General features: G+C 38.6%; 14 protein-coding genes. 12 read left to right on the plus strand and 2 right to left on the minus strand.

The features are described from left to right. Window positions 1–14 precede the first annotated feature (14 nt). From STRINF_RS06820 to pheT, 10 genes are all read left to right on the plus strand, one after another. Window positions 15–893: a F0F1 ATP synthase subunit gamma gene (locus STRINF_RS06820; protein WP_006532336.1), complete on the plus strand. Its 879-nt coding sequence runs from the start codon at window positions 15–17 to the stop codon at window positions 891–893. A 64-nt stretch (window positions 894–957) separates the two neighbouring features. After that, window positions 958–2,364: a F0F1 ATP synthase subunit beta gene (gene atpD / locus STRINF_RS06825; protein WP_006532337.1), complete on the plus strand. Its 1,407-nt coding sequence runs from the start codon at window positions 958–960 to the stop codon at window positions 2,362–2,364. A gap of 12 nt (window positions 2,365–2,376) precedes the next feature. Next, on the plus strand, window positions 2,377–2,793 hold the full coding sequence (locus STRINF_RS06830) for a F0F1 ATP synthase subunit epsilon (RefSeq protein ID WP_006532338.1): 417 nt from the start codon (window positions 2,377–2,379) through the stop codon (window positions 2,791–2,793). Window positions 2,794–2,937: 144 nt separating this feature from the next. Then, window positions 2,938–3,174 (plus strand): DUF1146 family protein, encoded by a 237-nt coding sequence (locus tag STRINF_RS06835; RefSeq protein WP_006532339.1) that lies wholly within the window; start codon window positions 2,938–2,940, stop codon window positions 3,172–3,174. 61 nt (window positions 3,175–3,235) lie between these two features. Continuing rightward, complete coding sequence (murA, locus tag STRINF_RS06840) at window positions 3,236–4,510, plus strand: UDP-N-acetylglucosamine 1-carboxyvinyltransferase (protein WP_043878395.1); 1,275 nt, start codon at window positions 3,236–3,238, stop codon at window positions 4,508–4,510. A gap of 3 nt (window positions 4,511–4,513) precedes the next feature. Further along, window positions 4,514–4,702, plus strand: a complete 189-nt coding sequence (locus tag STRINF_RS06845) for a DNA-directed RNA polymerase subunit beta (RefSeq protein WP_006532341.1) — start codon at window positions 4,514–4,516, stop codon at window positions 4,700–4,702. 104 nt (window positions 4,703–4,806) lie between these two features. Further along, complete coding sequence (locus tag STRINF_RS06850; protein WP_006532342.1) at window positions 4,807–5,673, plus strand: DNA/RNA non-specific endonuclease; 867 nt, start codon at window positions 4,807–4,809, stop codon at window positions 5,671–5,673. Between the two features lie 291 nt (window positions 5,674–5,964). Next, window positions 5,965–7,008 (plus strand): phenylalanine--tRNA ligase subunit alpha, encoded by a 1,044-nt coding sequence (gene pheS, locus STRINF_RS06855; RefSeq protein ID WP_043878396.1) that lies wholly within the window; start codon window positions 5,965–5,967, stop codon window positions 7,006–7,008. A gap of 32 nt (window positions 7,009–7,040) precedes the next feature. Then, window positions 7,041–7,565 carry a GNAT family N-acetyltransferase gene (locus STRINF_RS06860; protein WP_006532344.1) on the plus strand — a complete coding sequence of 175 codons (525 nt, stop codon included), beginning with the start codon at window positions 7,041–7,043 and terminating at the stop codon, window positions 7,563–7,565. 69 nt (window positions 7,566–7,634) lie between these two features. Further along, window positions 7,635–10,040: a phenylalanine--tRNA ligase subunit beta gene (pheT, locus tag STRINF_RS06865; RefSeq protein ID WP_043878417.1), complete on the plus strand. Its 2,406-nt coding sequence runs from the start codon at window positions 7,635–7,637 to the stop codon at window positions 10,038–10,040. A 151-nt stretch (window positions 10,041–10,191) separates the two neighbouring features. On the opposite strand, the gene STRINF_RS06870 is transcribed toward pheT, so the two are convergent. Both STRINF_RS06870 and STRINF_RS06875 read right to left on the minus strand, forming a co-directional pair. Next, entirely contained in the window at window positions 10,192–11,157 is a 966-nt protein-coding gene (locus tag STRINF_RS06870) for an IS3 family transposase (protein ID WP_006531555.1), read from the minus strand. Further along, window positions 11,154–11,831: a helix-turn-helix domain-containing protein gene (locus STRINF_RS06875; RefSeq protein WP_006531556.1), complete on the minus strand. Its 678-nt coding sequence runs from the start codon at window positions 11,829–11,831 to the stop codon at window positions 11,154–11,156. Before STRINF_RS06875 ends, STRINF_RS06870 begins: the two co-directional genes overlap by 4 nt. A gap of 152 nt (window positions 11,832–11,983) precedes the next feature. On the opposite strand from STRINF_RS06875, the gene rexB reads away from it, so the two are divergent. Together rexB and addA are read left to right on the plus strand one after the other, a co-directional pair. Further along, window positions 11,984–15,226: an ATP-dependent nuclease subunit B gene (rexB, locus tag STRINF_RS06880; protein WP_006532346.1), complete on the plus strand. Its 3,243-nt coding sequence runs from the start codon at window positions 11,984–11,986 to the stop codon at window positions 15,224–15,226. Continuing rightward, window positions 15,216–18,842: a helicase-exonuclease AddAB subunit AddA gene (addA, locus tag STRINF_RS06885; RefSeq protein ID WP_006532347.1), complete on the plus strand. Its 3,627-nt coding sequence runs from the start codon at window positions 15,216–15,218 to the stop codon at window positions 18,840–18,842. Before rexB ends, addA begins: the two co-directional genes overlap by 11 nt. Window positions 18,843–18,920: the final 78 nt, after the last annotated feature.

Below are 18,920 nucleotides of genomic sequence, written 5' to 3' on the forward strand. Positions count from 1 at the left end.
GAGGGAGGTAGCATATGGCAGGCTCTCTTAATGAAATCAAAGAAAAAATTATTTCAACTCAGAAAACAAGTCATATCACTGGAGCTATGCAAATGGTATCAGCTGCAAAATTGACTAAATCTGAGCAAGCAGCACAAGATTTCCAAATCTATGCTTCAAAAATTCGCCAAATTACTACGGATTTATTGAAATCAGAACTTATTAATGGTTCAAAAAATCCAATGTTAGCCGCACGTCCAGTTAAAAAGACAGGTTACATTGTGATTACATCTGATAAAGGACTTGTTGGTGGGTATAATTCTAAAATCTTGAAAGCTATGATGGATCTTATTCAAGAATATCATGCTAAGGACGATAGTTATGCCATCATTGCTATTGGTGGTATTGGTGCTGATTTCTTTAAAGCTCGTGGTATGAATGTTGTATTTGAATTGCGTGGTTTGGAAGATCAGCCATCATTTGAACAAGTCGGCAATATCATTTCAAAATCTGTTGAAATGTATAAAAACGAATTGTTTGATGAATTATATGTATGTTACAATCACCATGTGAACAGCTTGACAAGTCAAGTTCGTGTCCAACAAATGCTTCCAATTGCAGAATTAGATGCTGATGAAGCGGCAGAAGAAGGGACAACTGGTTTTGAGTTAGAACCAAGTCGTGAATTGATTTTGGAACAACTCTTACCACAATATACTGAAAGTCTCATTTATGGTGCCATTGTTGATGCGAAAACCGCTGAACATGCAGCTGGTATGACAGCTATGCAGACAGCTACTGATAATGCCAAAAACGTTATTAACGATTTTACTATTCAGTACAACCGTGCGCGTCAAGCTGCTATTACGCAAGAAATTACTGAAATTGTAGCAGGTGCTAACGCACTAGAATAATGTGAGTGCTTCTTAGCCTCATAAAAAGGGAGAAAATCCCTAAAAAATCTAAAAGGAGAAAAACATGAGCTCAGGCAAAATTGCTCAGGTTGTAGGTCCAGTTGTCGACGTTGCGTTTGCTGCTGGTGACAAACTACCTGAGATTAATAATGCATTGATTGTTTATAAAAATGGCGATAAATCTCAAAAAATCGTGCTCGAAGTTGCTCTTGAACTTGGAGACGGTCTTGTACGTACTATCGCTATGGAATCAACTGATGGGCTTACACGTGGATTAGAAGTTTTTGATACTGGTCGTCCAATCAGTGTACCAGTTGGTAAAGAAACTTTGGGTCGTGTGTTTAACGTTCTCGGGGATACAATTGACCTTGACGAACCATTTGCAGAAGATGCACCACGCGAAACAATTCACAAAAAAGCACCAGCTTTTGATGAATTATCAACATCATCAGAAATCCTTGAAACAGGTATCAAAGTTATTGACCTTCTTGCCCCTTACCTTAAAGGTGGTAAAGTTGGACTTTTCGGTGGTGCCGGTGTTGGTAAAACCGTTCTTATCCAAGAATTGATTCACAACATTGCCCAAGAACACGGTGGTATCTCAGTATTTACCGGTGTTGGGGAACGTACACGTGAAGGTAATGACCTTTACTGGGAAATGAAAGAATCCGGCGTTATCGAAAAAACAGCCATGGTCTTTGGTCAAATGAATGAACCACCTGGAGCACGTATGCGTGTTGCCCTTACTGGTTTGACTATCGCTGAATACTTCCGTGATGTTGAAGGACAAGACGTGCTTCTCTTCATCGATAACATCTTCCGTTTCACTCAAGCAGGTTCTGAAGTATCAGCCCTTCTTGGTCGTATGCCATCAGCCGTTGGTTACCAACCAACATTGGCAACTGAAATGGGTCAATTGCAAGAACGTATCACATCAACTAAAAAAGGTTCTGTTACATCAATCCAAGCCATCTATGTGCCAGCCGATGACTATACTGACCCAGCGCCAGCAACAGCATTCGCTCACTTGGATTCAACAACTAACCTTGAACGTAAGTTGACTCAAATGGGGATCTACCCAGCCGTTGACCCTCTTGCTTCAAGTTCACGTGCCCTTGCACCAGAAATTGTTGGTCAAGAACACTATGAAGTAGCAACAGAAGTTCAACGTGTTCTTCAACGTTACCGTGAATTGCAAGATATCATTGCCATCCTTGGTATGGATGAACTGTCAGACGAAGAAAAAACATTGGTTGGACGTGCTCGTCGTATCCAATTCTTCTTGTCACAAAACTTCAACGTTGCTGAACAATTTACAGGTATGCCTGGTTCATACGTACCAGTTGCTGAAACTGTTCGTGGCTTTAAAGAAATCTTGGAAGGTAAATACGATGATCTTCCAGAAGATGCTTTCCGTAACGTAGGTCCAATCGAGGATGTAGTTGAAAAAGCTAAGAAAATGAATTACTAATGAGGTGATACCATGACATTTATGACTGTTCAGGTAGTAACACCAGATGGTATTCGCTATGATCACCATGCTAATTTTATTTCAGTAAAAACACCGGATGGTGAGATGGGGATTTTGCCAGAACACATTAACCTCATTGCTCCGCTAACCGTTCACGAAATGAAAATCCGTCGTACAGATGATGATAATCACGTGGATTGGGTAGCTATCAACGGTGGTATTATTGAGATTAAAGACAATCTTGTGACAATTGTTGCAGATTCTGCAGAACGTGAACGCGATATCGATGTTAGCCGTGCAGAACGTGCTAAACTTCGTGCAGAACGTAAATTGGAACAAGCTCAAAGTACTCACGATATCGACGAAGTACGTCGTGCACAAGTTGCACTTCTCCGTGCTTTGAACCGTATCAGTGTTGGTAACAAATAAACATAAAAAGTCTGAGATTTTATCTCAGGCTTTTTTGTTTTTGGAACTAGTTATTTTGATGGATTTTTGATGATAGTTTGGTGAAGAAATTTTAGACTAGTGAAGTTTTTTGTTGTCGAAAATGAAATCTGATATAATAGTTCTATGGAAATTTTAAATAGTTCAGTGACTTTGATTAGTCACCTTGTTTTTATTGCAATGACACATCAAATTCTTCGAAATTTATTTGATTGGTCAAAATTGATTAAAAATACGTCTGAGAATATCGGTCGCCTTAAGGTATTTATTCTTTTGGTTAGTATTGCACTTGGTTATATGGTAAGCCATTTTATTTTAGAAATCATTACAGTTAGTCAGACTTTCTTCTTTGGTTTTCAATAAAAGCAATAATCGCTAAACTATGATATAATTTTGATATTATAATATAAGAATGGAGTTCATTTTGGATAAAATTATTATTGAAGGCGGTAATACACGCCTAGAAGGAGAAGTAATCATTGAAGGAGCAAAGAATGCGGTTCTTCCTCTTCTTGCAGCGACAATTTTACCGAAGGAAGGAAAGACAGTTTTAACAAATGTCCCAATCCTTTCAGATGTCTTTACGATGAATAATGTTGTCCGTGGTTTAGATATTCAAGTTGATTTTGATGAAGCAAAGAACACCATTGAAGTGGATGCCTCAGGAGATATTTTGGATATTGCCCCATATGAATATGTTAGCAAAATGCGTGCTTCAATCGTTGTTTTAGGACCAATTTTAGCGCGTAAAGGTCATGCAAAAGTATCAATGCCTGGTGGCTGCACGATTGGTAGTCGTCCAATTGACCTTCACCTTAAAGGTTTGGAAGCTATGGGGGCAAAAATCACACAAGCTGGTGGTGATATCACAGCGACTGTCGATGGGAAACTTAAAGGGACAACAATTTACATGGATTTCCCATCAGTTGGTGCAACACAAAACTTGATGATGGCAGCAACTTTGGCAGAAGGTGTGACAGTTATTGAAAATGTAGCACGTGAGCCTGAAATCGTTGATTTGGCTATGTTGCTTAATAAAATGGGTGCTATCGTTAAAGGTGCTGGTACAGAGACTTTGACCATTACTGGTGTTGATAGCCTTCATGGTGCTGAACACGATGTGGTTCAAGACCGTATTGAAGCTGGAACTTTCATGGTAGCGGCAGCTATGACATCAGGTAATGTTCTTGTTAAGGATGCTATCTGGGAACACAATCGTCCTTTGATTTCAAAATTGATTGAGATGGGTGTGACCGTTATTGATGAACCTGAAGGGATTCGTGTTATTGCTGATACAGCAAAATTGAAACCTGTAACGGTTAAAACACTTCCTCACCCAGGTTTCCCAACTGATATGCAAGCGCAATTTACAGCTTTGATGGCAGTTGTCAATGGCGAATCAACAATGATTGAAACGGTCTTTGAGAATCGTTTCCAACATTTGGAAGAAATGCGCCGTATGGGCTTGCAGTCAGAAATCATGCGCGATACAGCTATGATTCATGGTGGGCTAGAGCTTCAAGGTGCTCCAGTTATGTCAACTGACCTTCGTGCTAGTGCAGCCCTTGTTTTAACAGGGATGGTGGCAAAAGGAACAACAACAGTTGGTCGCTTGAATCACCTAGACCGTGGATATTACAAATTCCATGAAAAATTGGCTAAACTCGGTGCAAATATTAAACGTGTAAGTGAGGCTTAAAAAATGACAAGTGGCTGGAAATACGTAGCAAAACAGTTAGGATTAGTTCTAGTGGTTGCTCTTTTGGCTTGTTTATTTTTAGCAGTTGGATTGATGATTGGATATGGTGTCATTGGTGACGGTAAAGATCCACTCTCAATTTTATTGCTTGATAAATGGCAAGCAATTATTGGCAAATTTACAGGTCAATAAGCTATTTGTATTTTAGAGCAGCTTGACGAAAATGTAGAAGTGGGATAATCGACTTTATGATTTTGATAAAGCACGATGTTCCACTTTTTTAGTGAAAGGATTTTATGGCAAAGAAATCAAAACTGTCTAAACAGACAAAATCATTTATTTCTTTATTAGTTTTATTGGTTAGTATTGGTGCGGGTTGGCTGACAACTTCAGATTCAAGTGATCCTGTTAATCAAGTTATTTCCTTGATTACGGGAGAATCATATTCAAAGATTGTGTCAAATCAGTCTTCTGCTAATCAAGCAACACCAAGTCAAGAATTGGCTGAAACAGTTTTGACAGATAATGTTAAGGCTCAGCTTGGTTCAAATTTAGAATGGAACGGTGCGGGAGCTTATTTGGTTAACGGAAATAAAACCGATTTGAATGCAAGAGTAGCCAGTAAACCTTATGCCAATAACAAAACAAAAATTGTGCAAGGTCAGACTATTCCAACGGTCGCAAATGCTTTGTTGAGTAAGTCGACACGTCAATATAGAAGCCGTGAGGAAACTGGAAATGGCTCAACTTCATGGACACCAGCGGGCTGGCACCAAGTGCAAAATCTTTCTGGAACATACAGTCACGCCGTGGACCGTGGGCACTTGCTCGGCTATGCTTTAGTTGGTGGCTTAAAAGGCTTTGATGCTTCAACAAGCAACCCTGAAAATGTAGCCACTCAGACAGCCTGGGCAAATGAAGCTAGTTCAGAAGACTCAACGGGTCAAAATTACTACGAGGGTCAGGTCAGAAGAGCGCTTGATCAGAATAAACGTGTTCGTTACCGCGTGACCTTGATTTATGATGGCGATAATATTCTTGCTAGCGGGACACATTTGGAAGCAAAATCATCTGATGGTAGTTTAGAGTTTAATGTTTTCATTCCGAATGTGCAAAGTGGTTTAAGCTTTGATTATTATTCAGGTCAGGTTAGTGTGAATTAAGCTGCTATATTCAACCTTGTCAAATGGCAAAAAATTTGCTAGAATGGGGTGTAAATTGAATAGTGTCTTATGAGAATAGTAACCTTATGGCAGTTTAACAGGGAATGGAAGTCGTGACTGGAAGCTTCCTAGATGAAAGTTTGGCGAATTCACTCATGTTAAAGACGATGAATTAAGGTCTGCTAGTCAGATAAAAAACGGATGGTACCGCGTGTCAACGCTCCGCTATTGGAGTGTGGCACGCTTTTTTCGTTTAAAAACATTAGGGGTTGCCCCAAGGAAGGAATTTTAATGGATTTACAAGCGCAGTTAGAAGAATTAAAATCATCTACGCAAGCTAAATTGGCTGAAATGCGTGGAAACAATGCAAAAGAACTTCAAGAATTACGTGTGCAAGTTCTTGGTAAAAAAGGATCATTGACAGAATTGTTGAAAGGTTTGAAAGATCTTTCTAAAGAAATGCGTCCAGTTGTCGGAAAACAAGTTAACGAAGTACGTGACGTTTTGACAAAAGCTTTTGAAGAACAAGCTAAAATCGTTGAAGCTGCTAAAATCAAAGCACAATTGGAATCAGAAAGCTTGGATGTGACTCTTCCAGGACGTCAAGTAAACCTTGGTAACCGTCACGTTTTGACACAAACAAGTGAAGAAATTGAAGATATTTTCCTTGGTATGGGATTCCAAGTTGTCGATGGTTATGAAGTTGAATCAGATTACTACAACTTTGAACGCATGAACTTGCCAAAAGATCACCCAGCTCGTGACATGCAAGATACTTTCTACATCACTGAAGAAATCCTGCTTCGTACTCACACAAGTCCAGTTCAAGCTCGCACACTTGATAAACACGACTTTTCTAAAGGTCCATTGAAAATGATCTCACCAGGACGTGTGTTCCGTCGTGATACAGATGATGCGACACATAGTCACCAATTCCATCAAATCGAAGGTCTTGTTGTTGGTGAAAACATTTCTATGGGTGAGCTTAAAGGAACTCTTGAAATGATTATCAAGAAAATGTTTGGTGAAGATCGTAAAATCCGTCTTCGTCCTTCATACTTCCCATTCACTGAACCATCAGTAGAAGTTGACGTATCATGCTTCAAATGTGGTGGTAAAGGTTGTAACGTATGTAAGAAAACTGGTTGGATTGAAATCCTTGGTGCTGGTATGGTACACCCTCGCGTTCTTGAAATGTCTGGCGTTGACTCAGAAAAATATTCTGGATTTGCTTTTGGTCTTGGTCAAGAACGTATTGCGATGCTTCGTTACGGTATCAATGATATCCGTGGCTTCTATCAAGGCGATGTCCGTTTCTCAGATCAATTTAAATAATTAATTAGCAAGAAAAAGAATTGGAGGTCATCATGGCAGAAATCAAAGTTGAAAAAGTGACCTTGGATAAGTTAGATATGTTACAAAAATTGAGCATCGATACTTTTCGTGAAACATTTGGTTTTGATAACACCGAAGAAGAACTTCAAGAATTTTTCAATGAGAATTATACTTTAGCGCAACTTGAAAAAGATGTGACAGATGTAGAATCTGATGTTCGATTTGTCAAAGTTGATGGGCGCGAGGTTGGCTTTATGAAAGTGAACTGGGGCGCAGCACAGACAGAGCATGAACTAAAAAATGCCTTTGAAATCCAACGTATTTACATTCTTAGTGAATGTCAGGGACTTGGCTTAGGTAAGAAATTATTTGAGCTGGCGCTTGATATGGCTAAGGTAGGCGAATTTGATTGGGCTTGGTTAGGTGTCTGGGAAGGCAATATCAAAGCTCAAGGTTTCTACCGTAAATACGGATTTGAAAAATTTTCAGAGCACTCATTTAAAGTTGGCGATAAAGTAGACACAGATTGGCTTATGCGAAAAGCCTTAAAAGAATAAGAGTAGAAAGGGATAAAGAAGCTTACCTGTCAAATGTATTTTGACTGCGAAAAGCTTTTAACACATATTATGTTAGTAAGTTATAAATGGTTAAAAGAGCTTGTTGATGTTGATGTTACAACACATGAGCTTTCTGAAAAAATGTCAACAACAGGGATTGAGGTTGAAGGAGTTTCATCACCATCTGAAGGATTGACAAAATTGGTTGTTGGTCATGTTGTTTCTTGTGAAGATATTCCTGAAACACACTTGCACCTTTGCCAAGTAGATACTGGTGATGATGAATTGCGCCAAATCGTTTGTGGTGCTCCAAACGTTACTGCAGGTATCAAGGTTATCGTAGCTGTACCAGGTGCACGTATTGCTGATAACTACAAAATTAAAAAAGGTAAAATCCGTGGTATGGAATCACTTGGTATGATTTGCTCACTCCAAGAACTTGGTTTGCCAGAATCAATCATTCCAAAAGAATTTTCAGACGGTATTCAAATCTTGCCTGAAGATGCTAAACCAGGTGACAGCATTTTCCCATACCTTGATTTGGATGATGAAATTGTTGAGTTGTCAATCACACCAAACCGTGCAGATGCCCTTTCAATGCGTGGGGTTGCACATGAAGTAGCTGCTATCTACGGAAAAGAAGTTCACTTCCCAGAAAAAGAACTTAAAGAAGTTTCTAAAGCTGCAAAAGACGTTATCGATGTTGCTATCGAGTCTGACAAAGTCTTGACTTACAAAGCACGTGTCGTTGAAAACGTGACTGTTAAATCAAGTCCACAATGGTTGCAAAACCTTTTGATGAACGCTGGTATTCGTCCAATCAACAATGTTGTCGACGTGACAAACTACGTGCTATTGTACTTCGGTCAACCAATGCATGCTTTTGATTTGAATAAATTTGAAGACAATAAAATCGTCGCTCGCAATGCACGTGCTGGTGAAAAATTGGTCACTCTTGATGGTGAAGAACGTGAATTGACAGAAGAAGACCTTGTTATCACAGTTGCTGACAAACCAGTTGCTCTTGCTGGTGTGATGGGTGGTCAAGCTACTGAAATCGACAACGCTTCTAAAAACGTTGTTCTTGAAGCTGCTGTCTTTGATGGTACAGCTATCCGTCGTACTGGATCTCGTTTGAACCTTCGTTCTGAAAGCTCAGCTCGTTTTGAAAAAGGAATCAACTACGCTACTGTTGATGAAGCGCTTGATTTTGCAGCAGCAATGCTTACAGAATTAGCTGAAGGTGAAGTTCTTTCTGGTCGTGTGAAAGTTGGTTCAGTTCCAACTGAAGATGTTGAAGTATCAACAACACTTGACTATGTTAACGTTCGTTTGGGAACAGAATTGACTTTTGCTGATATCGAAGATGTCTTTGCAAAACTTGGTTTTGGTTTGTCAGGAAATGCTGATAAATTCACAGTTTCAGTACCACGTCGTCGTTGGGATATTGCTATCCAAGCTGACTTGGTTGAAGAAATTGCTCGTATTTACGGTTACGAAAAGCTTCCAACAACACTTCCACAAGCTGCTGGTACTGCAGGTGAATTGACAGCGACACAAAAACTGCGTCGTAAAATGCGTTCAATTGCTGAAGGTTCTGGATTGACTGAAATCGTCTCATATGCTTTGACAACACCTGAAAAAGCAACTGAATTCACATTGCAACCAAGCAACTTGACTGAATTGATGTGGCCAATGTCAGTAGAACGTTCAGTTCTTCGTCAAAATGTTGTTTCTGGTATGCTTGATACCATTGCTTACAACGTTGCTCGTAAAAACAGTAACTTGGCTATTTATGAAATTGGTAAAATCTTTGAACAAAAAGGTAATCCAAAAGAAGAATTACCAAACGAAATCAGCACATTTGCCTTTGCTATCTCTGGTTTAGTTGCTGAAAAAGACTTCCAAACAAAAGCAACTCCAGTTGATTTCTTCTATGCAAAAGGTATCGTTGAAGCTATCTTTAACAAACTTGATTTGACAGTTGAATACGTTGCCGAAAAAGGTCTTGAAAGCATGCACCCAGGTCGTACAGCAAGCATCTACTTGGATGGTCAGTTGGTTGGTTTTGTTGGTCAAATTCACCCACAAACAGCTAAAAACTACAACGTTCCAGAAACTTACGTAGCTGAATTGAACTTGGATATCATCGAAGCTGCTCTTCAAGCTGATAAAGCGTTTGTTGAAATCACTAAATTCCCAGCAGTTTCTCGTGATATTGCTTTGCTATTGCCAGCAACTACTACTCACAAAGAAATCGTTGCTGCTATTGAATCAGCTAAAGTGAAACGTTTAACTGATATCAAGCTCTTTGACGTCTATGCTGGTGCAAATATTGCTGAAGGTATGAAGTCAATGGCTTACAGCCTTACATTCCAAAATCCAAACGATAACTTGACTGATGAAGAAGTTACTAAATACATGGATAAAATCACTAAAGTCCTTGTTGAACAACTAGGAGCAGAAGTTCGTTAATCATTTGATACAATATTAGGCTATTTTGGTTAATATAGATAAACCACCTCTACGAAAGTGATATGCCCCCTGTCAAGTAGATAGGTTAAATATCTAAAAAAGTGTCTGTTTTTGATGGTCAGTCGTACAAAATAAATGTACGGCTGTTTTTTTATGCAGACCACTTAGACTTGTACTTTTCAATTTTGTTATTCTTAGCGATTGGGTATGACAAAGGATGTTCTGATGATAAGGCAACGTTTCTTACTTCTAGAGGCGTTTTACAGTCATACCTACTTTGTGGACGCTCTTGACAGTAAAATCGGATATAGTCTTTGATGGCATATCGGAGGGAGGCCTCATCTGAAATCTCATACATCTGATACATTTCCGATTTTATAATTCCCCAAAAACCTTCTATTGGTCCGTTATCAATACAATGGCCTACTCTTGACATGGATTGAATCATATCAGTATCTTTCAGCTTTTTTTGAAAGTTCTTATTGGTATATTGGAACCCTCTATCGCTGTGAAATATAGGCTTCGCTGCGGGATTCTTTTCAATGGCTTTGTCAAATGTTTTGAAGACTAGCCGATTGTCATTTCGGCCACTTATGACAAAAGCAATAGGATAGCGGTCATATAAATCAAGTATGGCACTAAGATAGAGTTTCTTATGGGAGTTAGGAATCTTAAACTCTGTAACATCTGTTACCCATTTTTTGTTCGGAGCAGTTGTATAGAAGTTTCTTGCCAACTTATTTTCTGCAGTTTCTTCAGGTTTAACAGTCTTGTATTTTTTCTTTTTCTTACGGATAACGGCGTGAATATCGAGCTTTTTCATAATTCGGTGAATTCTCTTTTTTGAATAGTTCGTATGATTGAAATGATTGATCCAATCGGTCATTCTTCGGTATCCCAAGATATGTGAAAAACGTTCGTCATATTCTTTAATTAACTCCGCAATTTCGCTGTTTAATTGTTCTTGTTCTGGAACTATTCTATGTTTCCATTTATAAAATGCAGACCTCGTAATGCCGAGCTGATGACACATCCAGCTAATGCCCCAACCTTTATTGGTGTTGAAGTCTTCAATCGCTAAGTATTTTGATTCGTGGCGCTGTTTGCCTAGCCTCACATCCTTCCGAATTCTTTCACTTTTTTTAAGAGTTCAACAGCCATATCCTTTTCTTCTAACTGACGTTTTAAGCGCACATTTTCTCTTCGTAAACGTTCTAATTCATCAACCTCATCATCTAGTTTGTGATGACCCCTTTTGTCAACTAAACCTTCTTCACCATCACTGTCATACTTTTTCACCCACGAATACACTTGGCTATAAGAAACATCATAAAGTGACGCCGTTTCCTTATAATTGCGATTGTGTTCAATACAATAGTTGACAATCTCTTTGCGTTCATCAATAGTGGTTTTACGTCTTGCTTTTGCCATATAGACCTCCCGTTTTGGATTGTAATCCTTAAGTTCTATATTGGCATTATACATCCTAATCCACTTTCTTAAAAGTCCTGAAGAAATATCATACTGATGACCTAAATCAATAGATGAAGCCTCACCACTAATACATTTTTCTACAAGTTCCATTTTAAATTCTTTTGAATAGGAACGGTTTTTTGTTTTCTTTGTAAATCCTAAAATCCCATATTTTTTATAGATGGCAGCCCAATCTTGAATCGTTCTTGTGGAAATATGGAGACAATTACATATCTCAGATCTGGAACTATTACCATTAATATAATCGAGACAAGCTTGTTCTTTCTCGTATGGGGTGAATCTTTCTCTTCTAGACATAAAAATACCTCTTAAGTAGATTTTAGGTATTTACCTTGTCTACTTAAGAGGTATCATATCAAAGTAGTGGTGGTTTCTTGTTTATCAAAAAGCCAAACCGATAGCAAAATTTGGTATAATAGGATTATCTAGTGACATGACGAAGGATTATTATGAAATTATTATATACAGATATTCAGTTTGATATGACTGAAATTTTGGCAAGAAAAGCGATGGAAGAGGCTAAAGCTGGTAAGCGTGTTTTCTACATCGCTCCAAACTCTTTGTCTTTTGAAAAAGAAAGGGCAGTTCTGGAACTTTTACCTGACCAAGCGTCTTTTGCCATTACCATTACACGTTTTGCTCAAATGGCGCGCTATTTTGTCTTAAATGAACCTCAGACCAAAGAAACGATTGATGATAATGGCTTAGCCATGATTTTTTATCGTGCGCTGTCTCATTTTTCTGATACGGATTTGAAAGTTTTCGGACGTCTAAAACAAGATACGAATTTTATCAAGCAATTGGTTGATTTGTATAAGGAATTAAAAACGGCTAACATGACCGTGCTTGATTTGAAAGAATTGCATTCAGCTGAGAAGCAAGAAGATTTGGTGAAAATCTTTTTGGCAGTTAATGATATTTTGTTAGCCAATCAGTATGACAATCAGTCAAAAATTGCATTTTTTACTAAGCAGGTAGCATCGGGTCATTTGGATGATGCACTTGAAAATGTTGTTTTGGTTATCGATGGCTTTACTCGTTTTTCAGCAGAAGAGGAAGACTTAGTCAGCCTTTTAGAGGAAAAATGTGCTCAAGTGATTATCGGAACTTACAGTAGTCAAAAGGCTTATAAGGCTACATTTTCAACTGGGAATGTCTATCAGGCAAGTTTGGATTTTTTGCGTTCTTTGGCTGCTAAATTTCAAACACAGCCAGAGTATGTCGAGAGTTCTCAAAAATCTCAAGAAGCATTTGCTAAATTGTCAAAACTCTTTGAAGCGAAGCACGACTTTACAACATCAGACATCACTTTAACGCATGATGATAAGGAACATTATGCCATCTGGGATGTTATTAATCAAAAAGAAGAAGTTGAGCATGTAGCAAAGGCTATTCGTCATAAGCTTCACCAAGGCTATCGTTATAAGGATATTTTGGTACTTTTGGGTGATGTGGATAGCTATCGTCTGCAAATCGGCAAAATTTTTGATAAATATGAAATTCCCTATTATTTTGGGAAGGCAGAGTCGATGAGTGACCATCCTTTGGTGCATTTTATTGATTCCTTGGAGCGTGTGAAACGTTATCGTTTTCGTATGGAAGATGTTGTTAATCTTTTGAAAACAGGGCTATATGGTTCCTTCACTCAAGATGATTTAGACCTTTTTGAGCAATATTTGATTTATGCGGATATCAAGGGACAAAGTAAATTTGCCAAGGAGTTCACGATTGCTTACAAGGGTGAAGAACACTTAGCTTATATTAATGGTATGCGCGAGCAAATTATGGCGCCTTTGCTAACTTTATTTAAGGCACAAAAGCAGCTTGGCTCAAGTTTACTTGAAAAATTGATGACTTTCTTACGTGCGATTTCTCTACCTGAGAATTTAGAGCGTACGGTAGCCACTTTCTCAGAAAATGAACAAGAAAAGCACGAGCAAGTTTGGCGAACATTTACTGGCATTCTCGAGCAATTTCAAACGATTTTTGGACAAGAAAAATTGTCTTTGGATGAATTTTTAGCTCTTTTAAGAAGCGGTATGTTGGCTGCCCAGTACCGCGTAGTGCCAGCAAGTGTTGATGTGGTTTCTGTAAAATCTTATGATTTGGTTGAGCCACATACCAATAAATTTGTCTTTGCACTTGGTATGACGCAGTCGCATTTCCCAAAAATTGCGCAAAATCGTAGCTTGATTTCAGATGAAGAACGTGCCAAGGTCAATGAAACAACAGCTGACAATCAACGTTTTGATGTGATTAGTCGTGAAAATATTAAGAAAAATCATTTTGCTGCCTTGTCACTGTTTAATTCAGCGACGGAAGAACTGGTGCTCAGTTTGCCACAAATTGCTAATGAGTCAGAAGATAAGGAATCTTCTTATCTTGCGGAATTAGCTAGCTTTGGTGTGCCTGTTTTGGTTAAGGGACGAAATCGTTTGTCGACAGATGCTGAAGACATTGGAAATTACAAAGCGTTCTTATCTCGTGTGATTGAGGTTAATCGCTTGGCTATTGAAGAAGACCGCGAGCTTAGCAAAGAAGAGCAAACCTTCTGGTCAGTAGCTGTACGTTATCTTCGTAAAAAACTGGCTAACGAAGGTGTTGAATTGCCACTGATTAAGGATAATATGCAGACCAAACCAGTTTCTGCCGAAGTGATTGAGACACATTTTCCAAGTGATGAGCCGATTAATTTGTCTTCTTCAGCTGTGACAACTTTCTACAACAATCAATACAAATATTTCTTACAGTATGTCCTTGGTTTGCAAGAGGTTGAAACCATTCACCCTGACGCTAGAAATCACGGAACATACCTTCATCGTGTCTTTGAATTGGTTATGAAAGATGCTTCGGATCAAGCCTTTGACGACAAATTAAATCGAGCTATTCAAACAACCAACGCTGAAGATGCTTTCAAATTTGTCTATGAAGAAGACGAGGAAAGCCGCTACTCATTGACAGTCTTAGAAGATATTGCTAGAAGCACGGCGACAATTTTACGTCAGGATGCTCAGATTCAGGTGGAAAATGAAGAAGAACCTTTTGAGTTAATGCTTGCAAATGCAGTACGTATTCGAGGTATTATTGACCGTGTGGACCGTTTGTCAGATGGAAGTCTTGGGGTGGTTGATTACAAATCAAGTCACAATACCTTTGATATTCAAAAATTCTACAATGGTCTCAACCCACAATTAGTGACTTACATGCAAGCTCTTCGCGATAAAAAAATTAAAAGTGAGTCAGATAAGATTTTTGGAGCCATGTACCTTCACATGCAAGAGCCAAAAGTGGATTTGTCATCGGTAGCTACTACAGAGAAAATTTTGGAGAATTTGTCTAAAGAGTTGCGTTACCGTGGCTTGTTCTTAGAAGATGAAAAAGGCTATTTATCAAATGGAAATTATCATCTTAATGATTCTGTTTACACGCAAGAAGAATTAGATATTTTACTAGCTTACAATCAAAAATTATTTCTTCAAGCAGCTGAGCAAATTAAACAAGGACACTTTTTGATTAATCCTTACAGTGAAGATGGTAAGACGGTTAAGGGTGACCAATTAAAAGCTATCACACGCTTTGAAGCGGACCGTCACATGCCATACGCACGTAAGTGGTTTAAATTACCAAGAAAAGATAGACGTCAAGGCTTTTTGAGCCTGATGCAAGAAGAGGAGGAAAAAGATGACCTTTAAACCATTTTTAACGGCTGAAGCTATTTCTTCTCTACAGCAAAAAGAGGCTCAGTCATCTAAAGCGCAAAAACGAACACCTGAACAAATCGAAGCCATTTATAGCTATGGCAACAATATTTTGGTATCAGCGTCGGCTGGTTCTGGAAAAACTTTCGTTATGGTTGAGCGCATTATTGATAAGATTTTGCGTGGCATTACCGTTGACCGGCTCTTTATTTCGACCTTTACGGTTAAAGCAGCGGGAGAATTAAAGGAACGTCTTGAGAAAAAAATCAGCCAAGCTTTGCAAAAAGCGACGGATAATGATTTAAAAACTTATCTTAACGAACAGTTGTTAGCCTTGCAGACTGCTGATATTGGAACCATGGATGCCTTTACGCAAAAATTAGTTAACCAATATGGCTACACGTTGGGAATTTCACCTACTTTTCGTATTATGACGGATAAGAGTGAACAAGACCTTGTCAAGAATGACGTTTTTGCAGACCTTTTTGCTGATTACATGACGGGGCAAAATCAAGATAGTTTCCGCAAATTAGTTCGTAATTTTTCAGGTAATCGCAAGGACAGTTCAGCTTTTAGAGGAATTGTTTACAAAATCTATGATTTCAGTCAAGCAACGGATAATCCTAAGAAATGGCTGGCTGAGGTTTTCTTGAAAGGTGCTAGAACCTATACTGATTTTTCCGCCATTCCCGACCAAGAAGTTATGGATTTTCTAGCTTGCATGCATGAAACAGCTAATCAATTACAAGATGTGACGGACTTAGAGGATTATAAGCAGGTTACAGCTAAGGGGACACCTACTGCCAATTATAAAAAACACTTGAATATGATTGAGCATTTGCATGAATGGGCCATGCATTTTGAGACGCTTTATGGTCATGATGGTCTTGGTCGTTTGGCTGCTGACGTAGCTGATTTAATTCCGTCAGGTCCAGCAGTGACTGTGGCAGGAGTGAAATATCCCGTTTTTAAAACTCTTCAGGAACGTTTGACTGGATTGAAGCATTTAGAAACTATCTTCAAATACCAATCGGAAAGTCTGCCTTTGTTAGAACTTTTACAAGCATTTATGCAGGATTTTTCTGAGCAATATTTGCAAGCTAAAATCCAAGAAAATGCTTTTGAGTTTTCAGATATCGCGCATTTTGCTATCCAGATTTTGGAAGAAAATCCAGATATTCGTGAGCTCTACCAAGATAAATACCACGAAGTCATGGTCGATGAGTACCAAGATAATAACCACACGCAAGAACGTATGCTGGAATTATTATCAAATGGTCATAATCGTTTCATGGTGGGGGATATTAAGCAATCGATTTATCGTTTTCGTCAGGCTGATCCGCAGATTTTTAACCAAAAATTCAAGGATTTTCAAGAGCATCCAGAACATGGAAAATTAATTTTGCTAAAAGAAAACTTCCGTAGTCAATCAGAAGTTCTAGATGCGACAAATAGCGTCTTTACGCATTTGATGGACGAGTCTGTTGGGGAAATTTTGTATGATGGCATGCACCAGTTGGTGGCAGGTAGTCCTGCACAAAAAGAAGCTCATCCAGAAAATAAAACACAAGTTCTAATTTACGACACTGATGACAGTAGTGAACTTGCAAGTAGTCCAGAAGAGGAGCAAATCAATCCGAACGAGGTTAAGCTGGTAGCTAAAGAAATCATTCGTTTGCATAATGAGGAAGGCGTTGCCTTTGAAGATATCACCTTATTAGTATCATCACGTACGCGTAATGATGGCATTTTACAGACCTTTGAGCATTATGGTATTCCTTTGGTAACTGATGGCGGTGAGCAAAATTACCTCAAATCAGTTGAAGTAATGGTGATGCTTGATACGCTTAGAGCCTTGGATAATCCGCTCAATGACTATGCTTTGGTAGCTCTTATGCGTTCACCAATGTTTTCTTTTAACGAAGATGACCTTGCTCGTCTTGCTCTTCAAACCAATGAAGATGAGACTAGAGCTAATCTTTACCAAAAACTAGAACATGCTTTGGCTAATCAAGGGCAACATGCAGAGCTAGTCACACCAGCTTTACGTCAAAAATTAAAAGTTTTTATGACTTGCTTTAGCAAGTGGCGTGATTTTGCCAAATGGCATTCGCTTTATGATTTGATTTGGAAGATTTATAATGAGCGTTTCTATTATGATTACGTGGGTAATCTTCCCCGTGCCGAGCAGCGTCAAGCCAATCTTTACGCCCTTGCCCTTCGTGCTAATAATTTTGAAAAGACCGGCTTTAAAGGCTTATCACGTTTTATTCGCATGATTGATCGTGTCTTAGAAAGCGAAAATGATTTGGCTGACGTTGAAGTGGCTCTTCCAAAACATACTGTGAATTTGATGACTATCCACAAGAGTAAGGGACTTGAATTTAAGTATGTCTTCATTTTGAATATTGACAAGAAATTCAGTATTCAAGACATGATGTCACCGTTAATCTTGTCACGTCAAAATGGAGCAGGAATTAAATATTTGGCTGACATGCGAGAAGAGTTAGATACGGATGTTTTTCCAACTGTTAAAGTCAGCATGGACACTTTGCCTTATCAGCTTAATAAACGTGAACTGAGACTAGCAACCTTATCTGAACAAATGCGTTTGTTCTATGTTGCCATGACCCGTGCTGAGAAGAAATTGTATCTAGTTGGAAAAGGAAGTTCTGAAAAATTGGTTGATAAATACAGCGGTAAGTCTGAAAATAATCACCTTCCAGTTGCAGAACGAGAGGCTTTCATGACTTTCCAAGATTGGATGTTAGCCATTCACGAAGCATATAAAAACTTGCCATTTAAAGTCAAATTTGTCACAGATGAAGACCTGACAGAAGAAAAAATCGGTCAGATCGAAGTCAAATCAGCTATTAAACCTGATGATTTGTCAAATAACCGTCAGTCTGAAAATATCGCAGAAGCTTTGGAGAGACTTGAGGCAGTTGAAGAGTTGAATGCCAAATATCAATCAGCCATTAACTTACCAAGCTTAAGAACACCTAGTCAGGTCAAGAAACTTTATGAGCCTGTCATGGATACTGATGGTGTTGATGTGATGGCTAAGACTGACCACGTAAAACCAAGCTTTGCCTTACCTGATTTTTCGAAAAAAGCTAAAGTCGAAGCAACAGCGATTGGTTCTGCCATGCATGAGCTCATGCAGCGAATTTTCTTGTCTCAAAAAGTGACACTAGAGGATATTTCGACAGCTCTAGCACAAGTTTCAGCTGAAGATGAGGTTAAAGCGCGCATTCGTCTAGAAAATGTTTTGGATTTCTTTGAAAATTCAACTCTTGGACAATTGATTCAGCAAAATACTGACAAAATCTACCGCGAAGCTCCATTTGCCATGCTAAAAGAAGACCCTGAGAGCAAAGAAAAATTCGTTGTTCGTGGGATTGTCGATGCTTATCTTCTTTTAGAGGATCGTTTGGTTCTTTTAGATTACAAGACTGATAAATACACAAACAGCGAGGAAATCAAAGACCGATACCAAGGCCAAATGGCACTTTATGCCGAAGCACTTAGCAAGTCGTATCATATTGATCAAGTTGATAAATACCTTGTTTTACTTGGTGGAGAGCGTCTGGAAGTAGTTAAACTTTAAAAGTAATTAAAAAAACGTCCGTTTAGCATAAAGCTTGCGGCCGTTTTTGGTATAGTATATTGTATTATTGTATATTGA

The sequence above is a fragment of the Streptococcus infantarius subsp. infantarius ATCC BAA-102 genome (assembly GCF_000154985.1).
GTDB classification, from domain to species: Bacteria; Bacillota; Bacilli; order Lactobacillales; family Streptococcaceae; genus Streptococcus; species Streptococcus infantarius.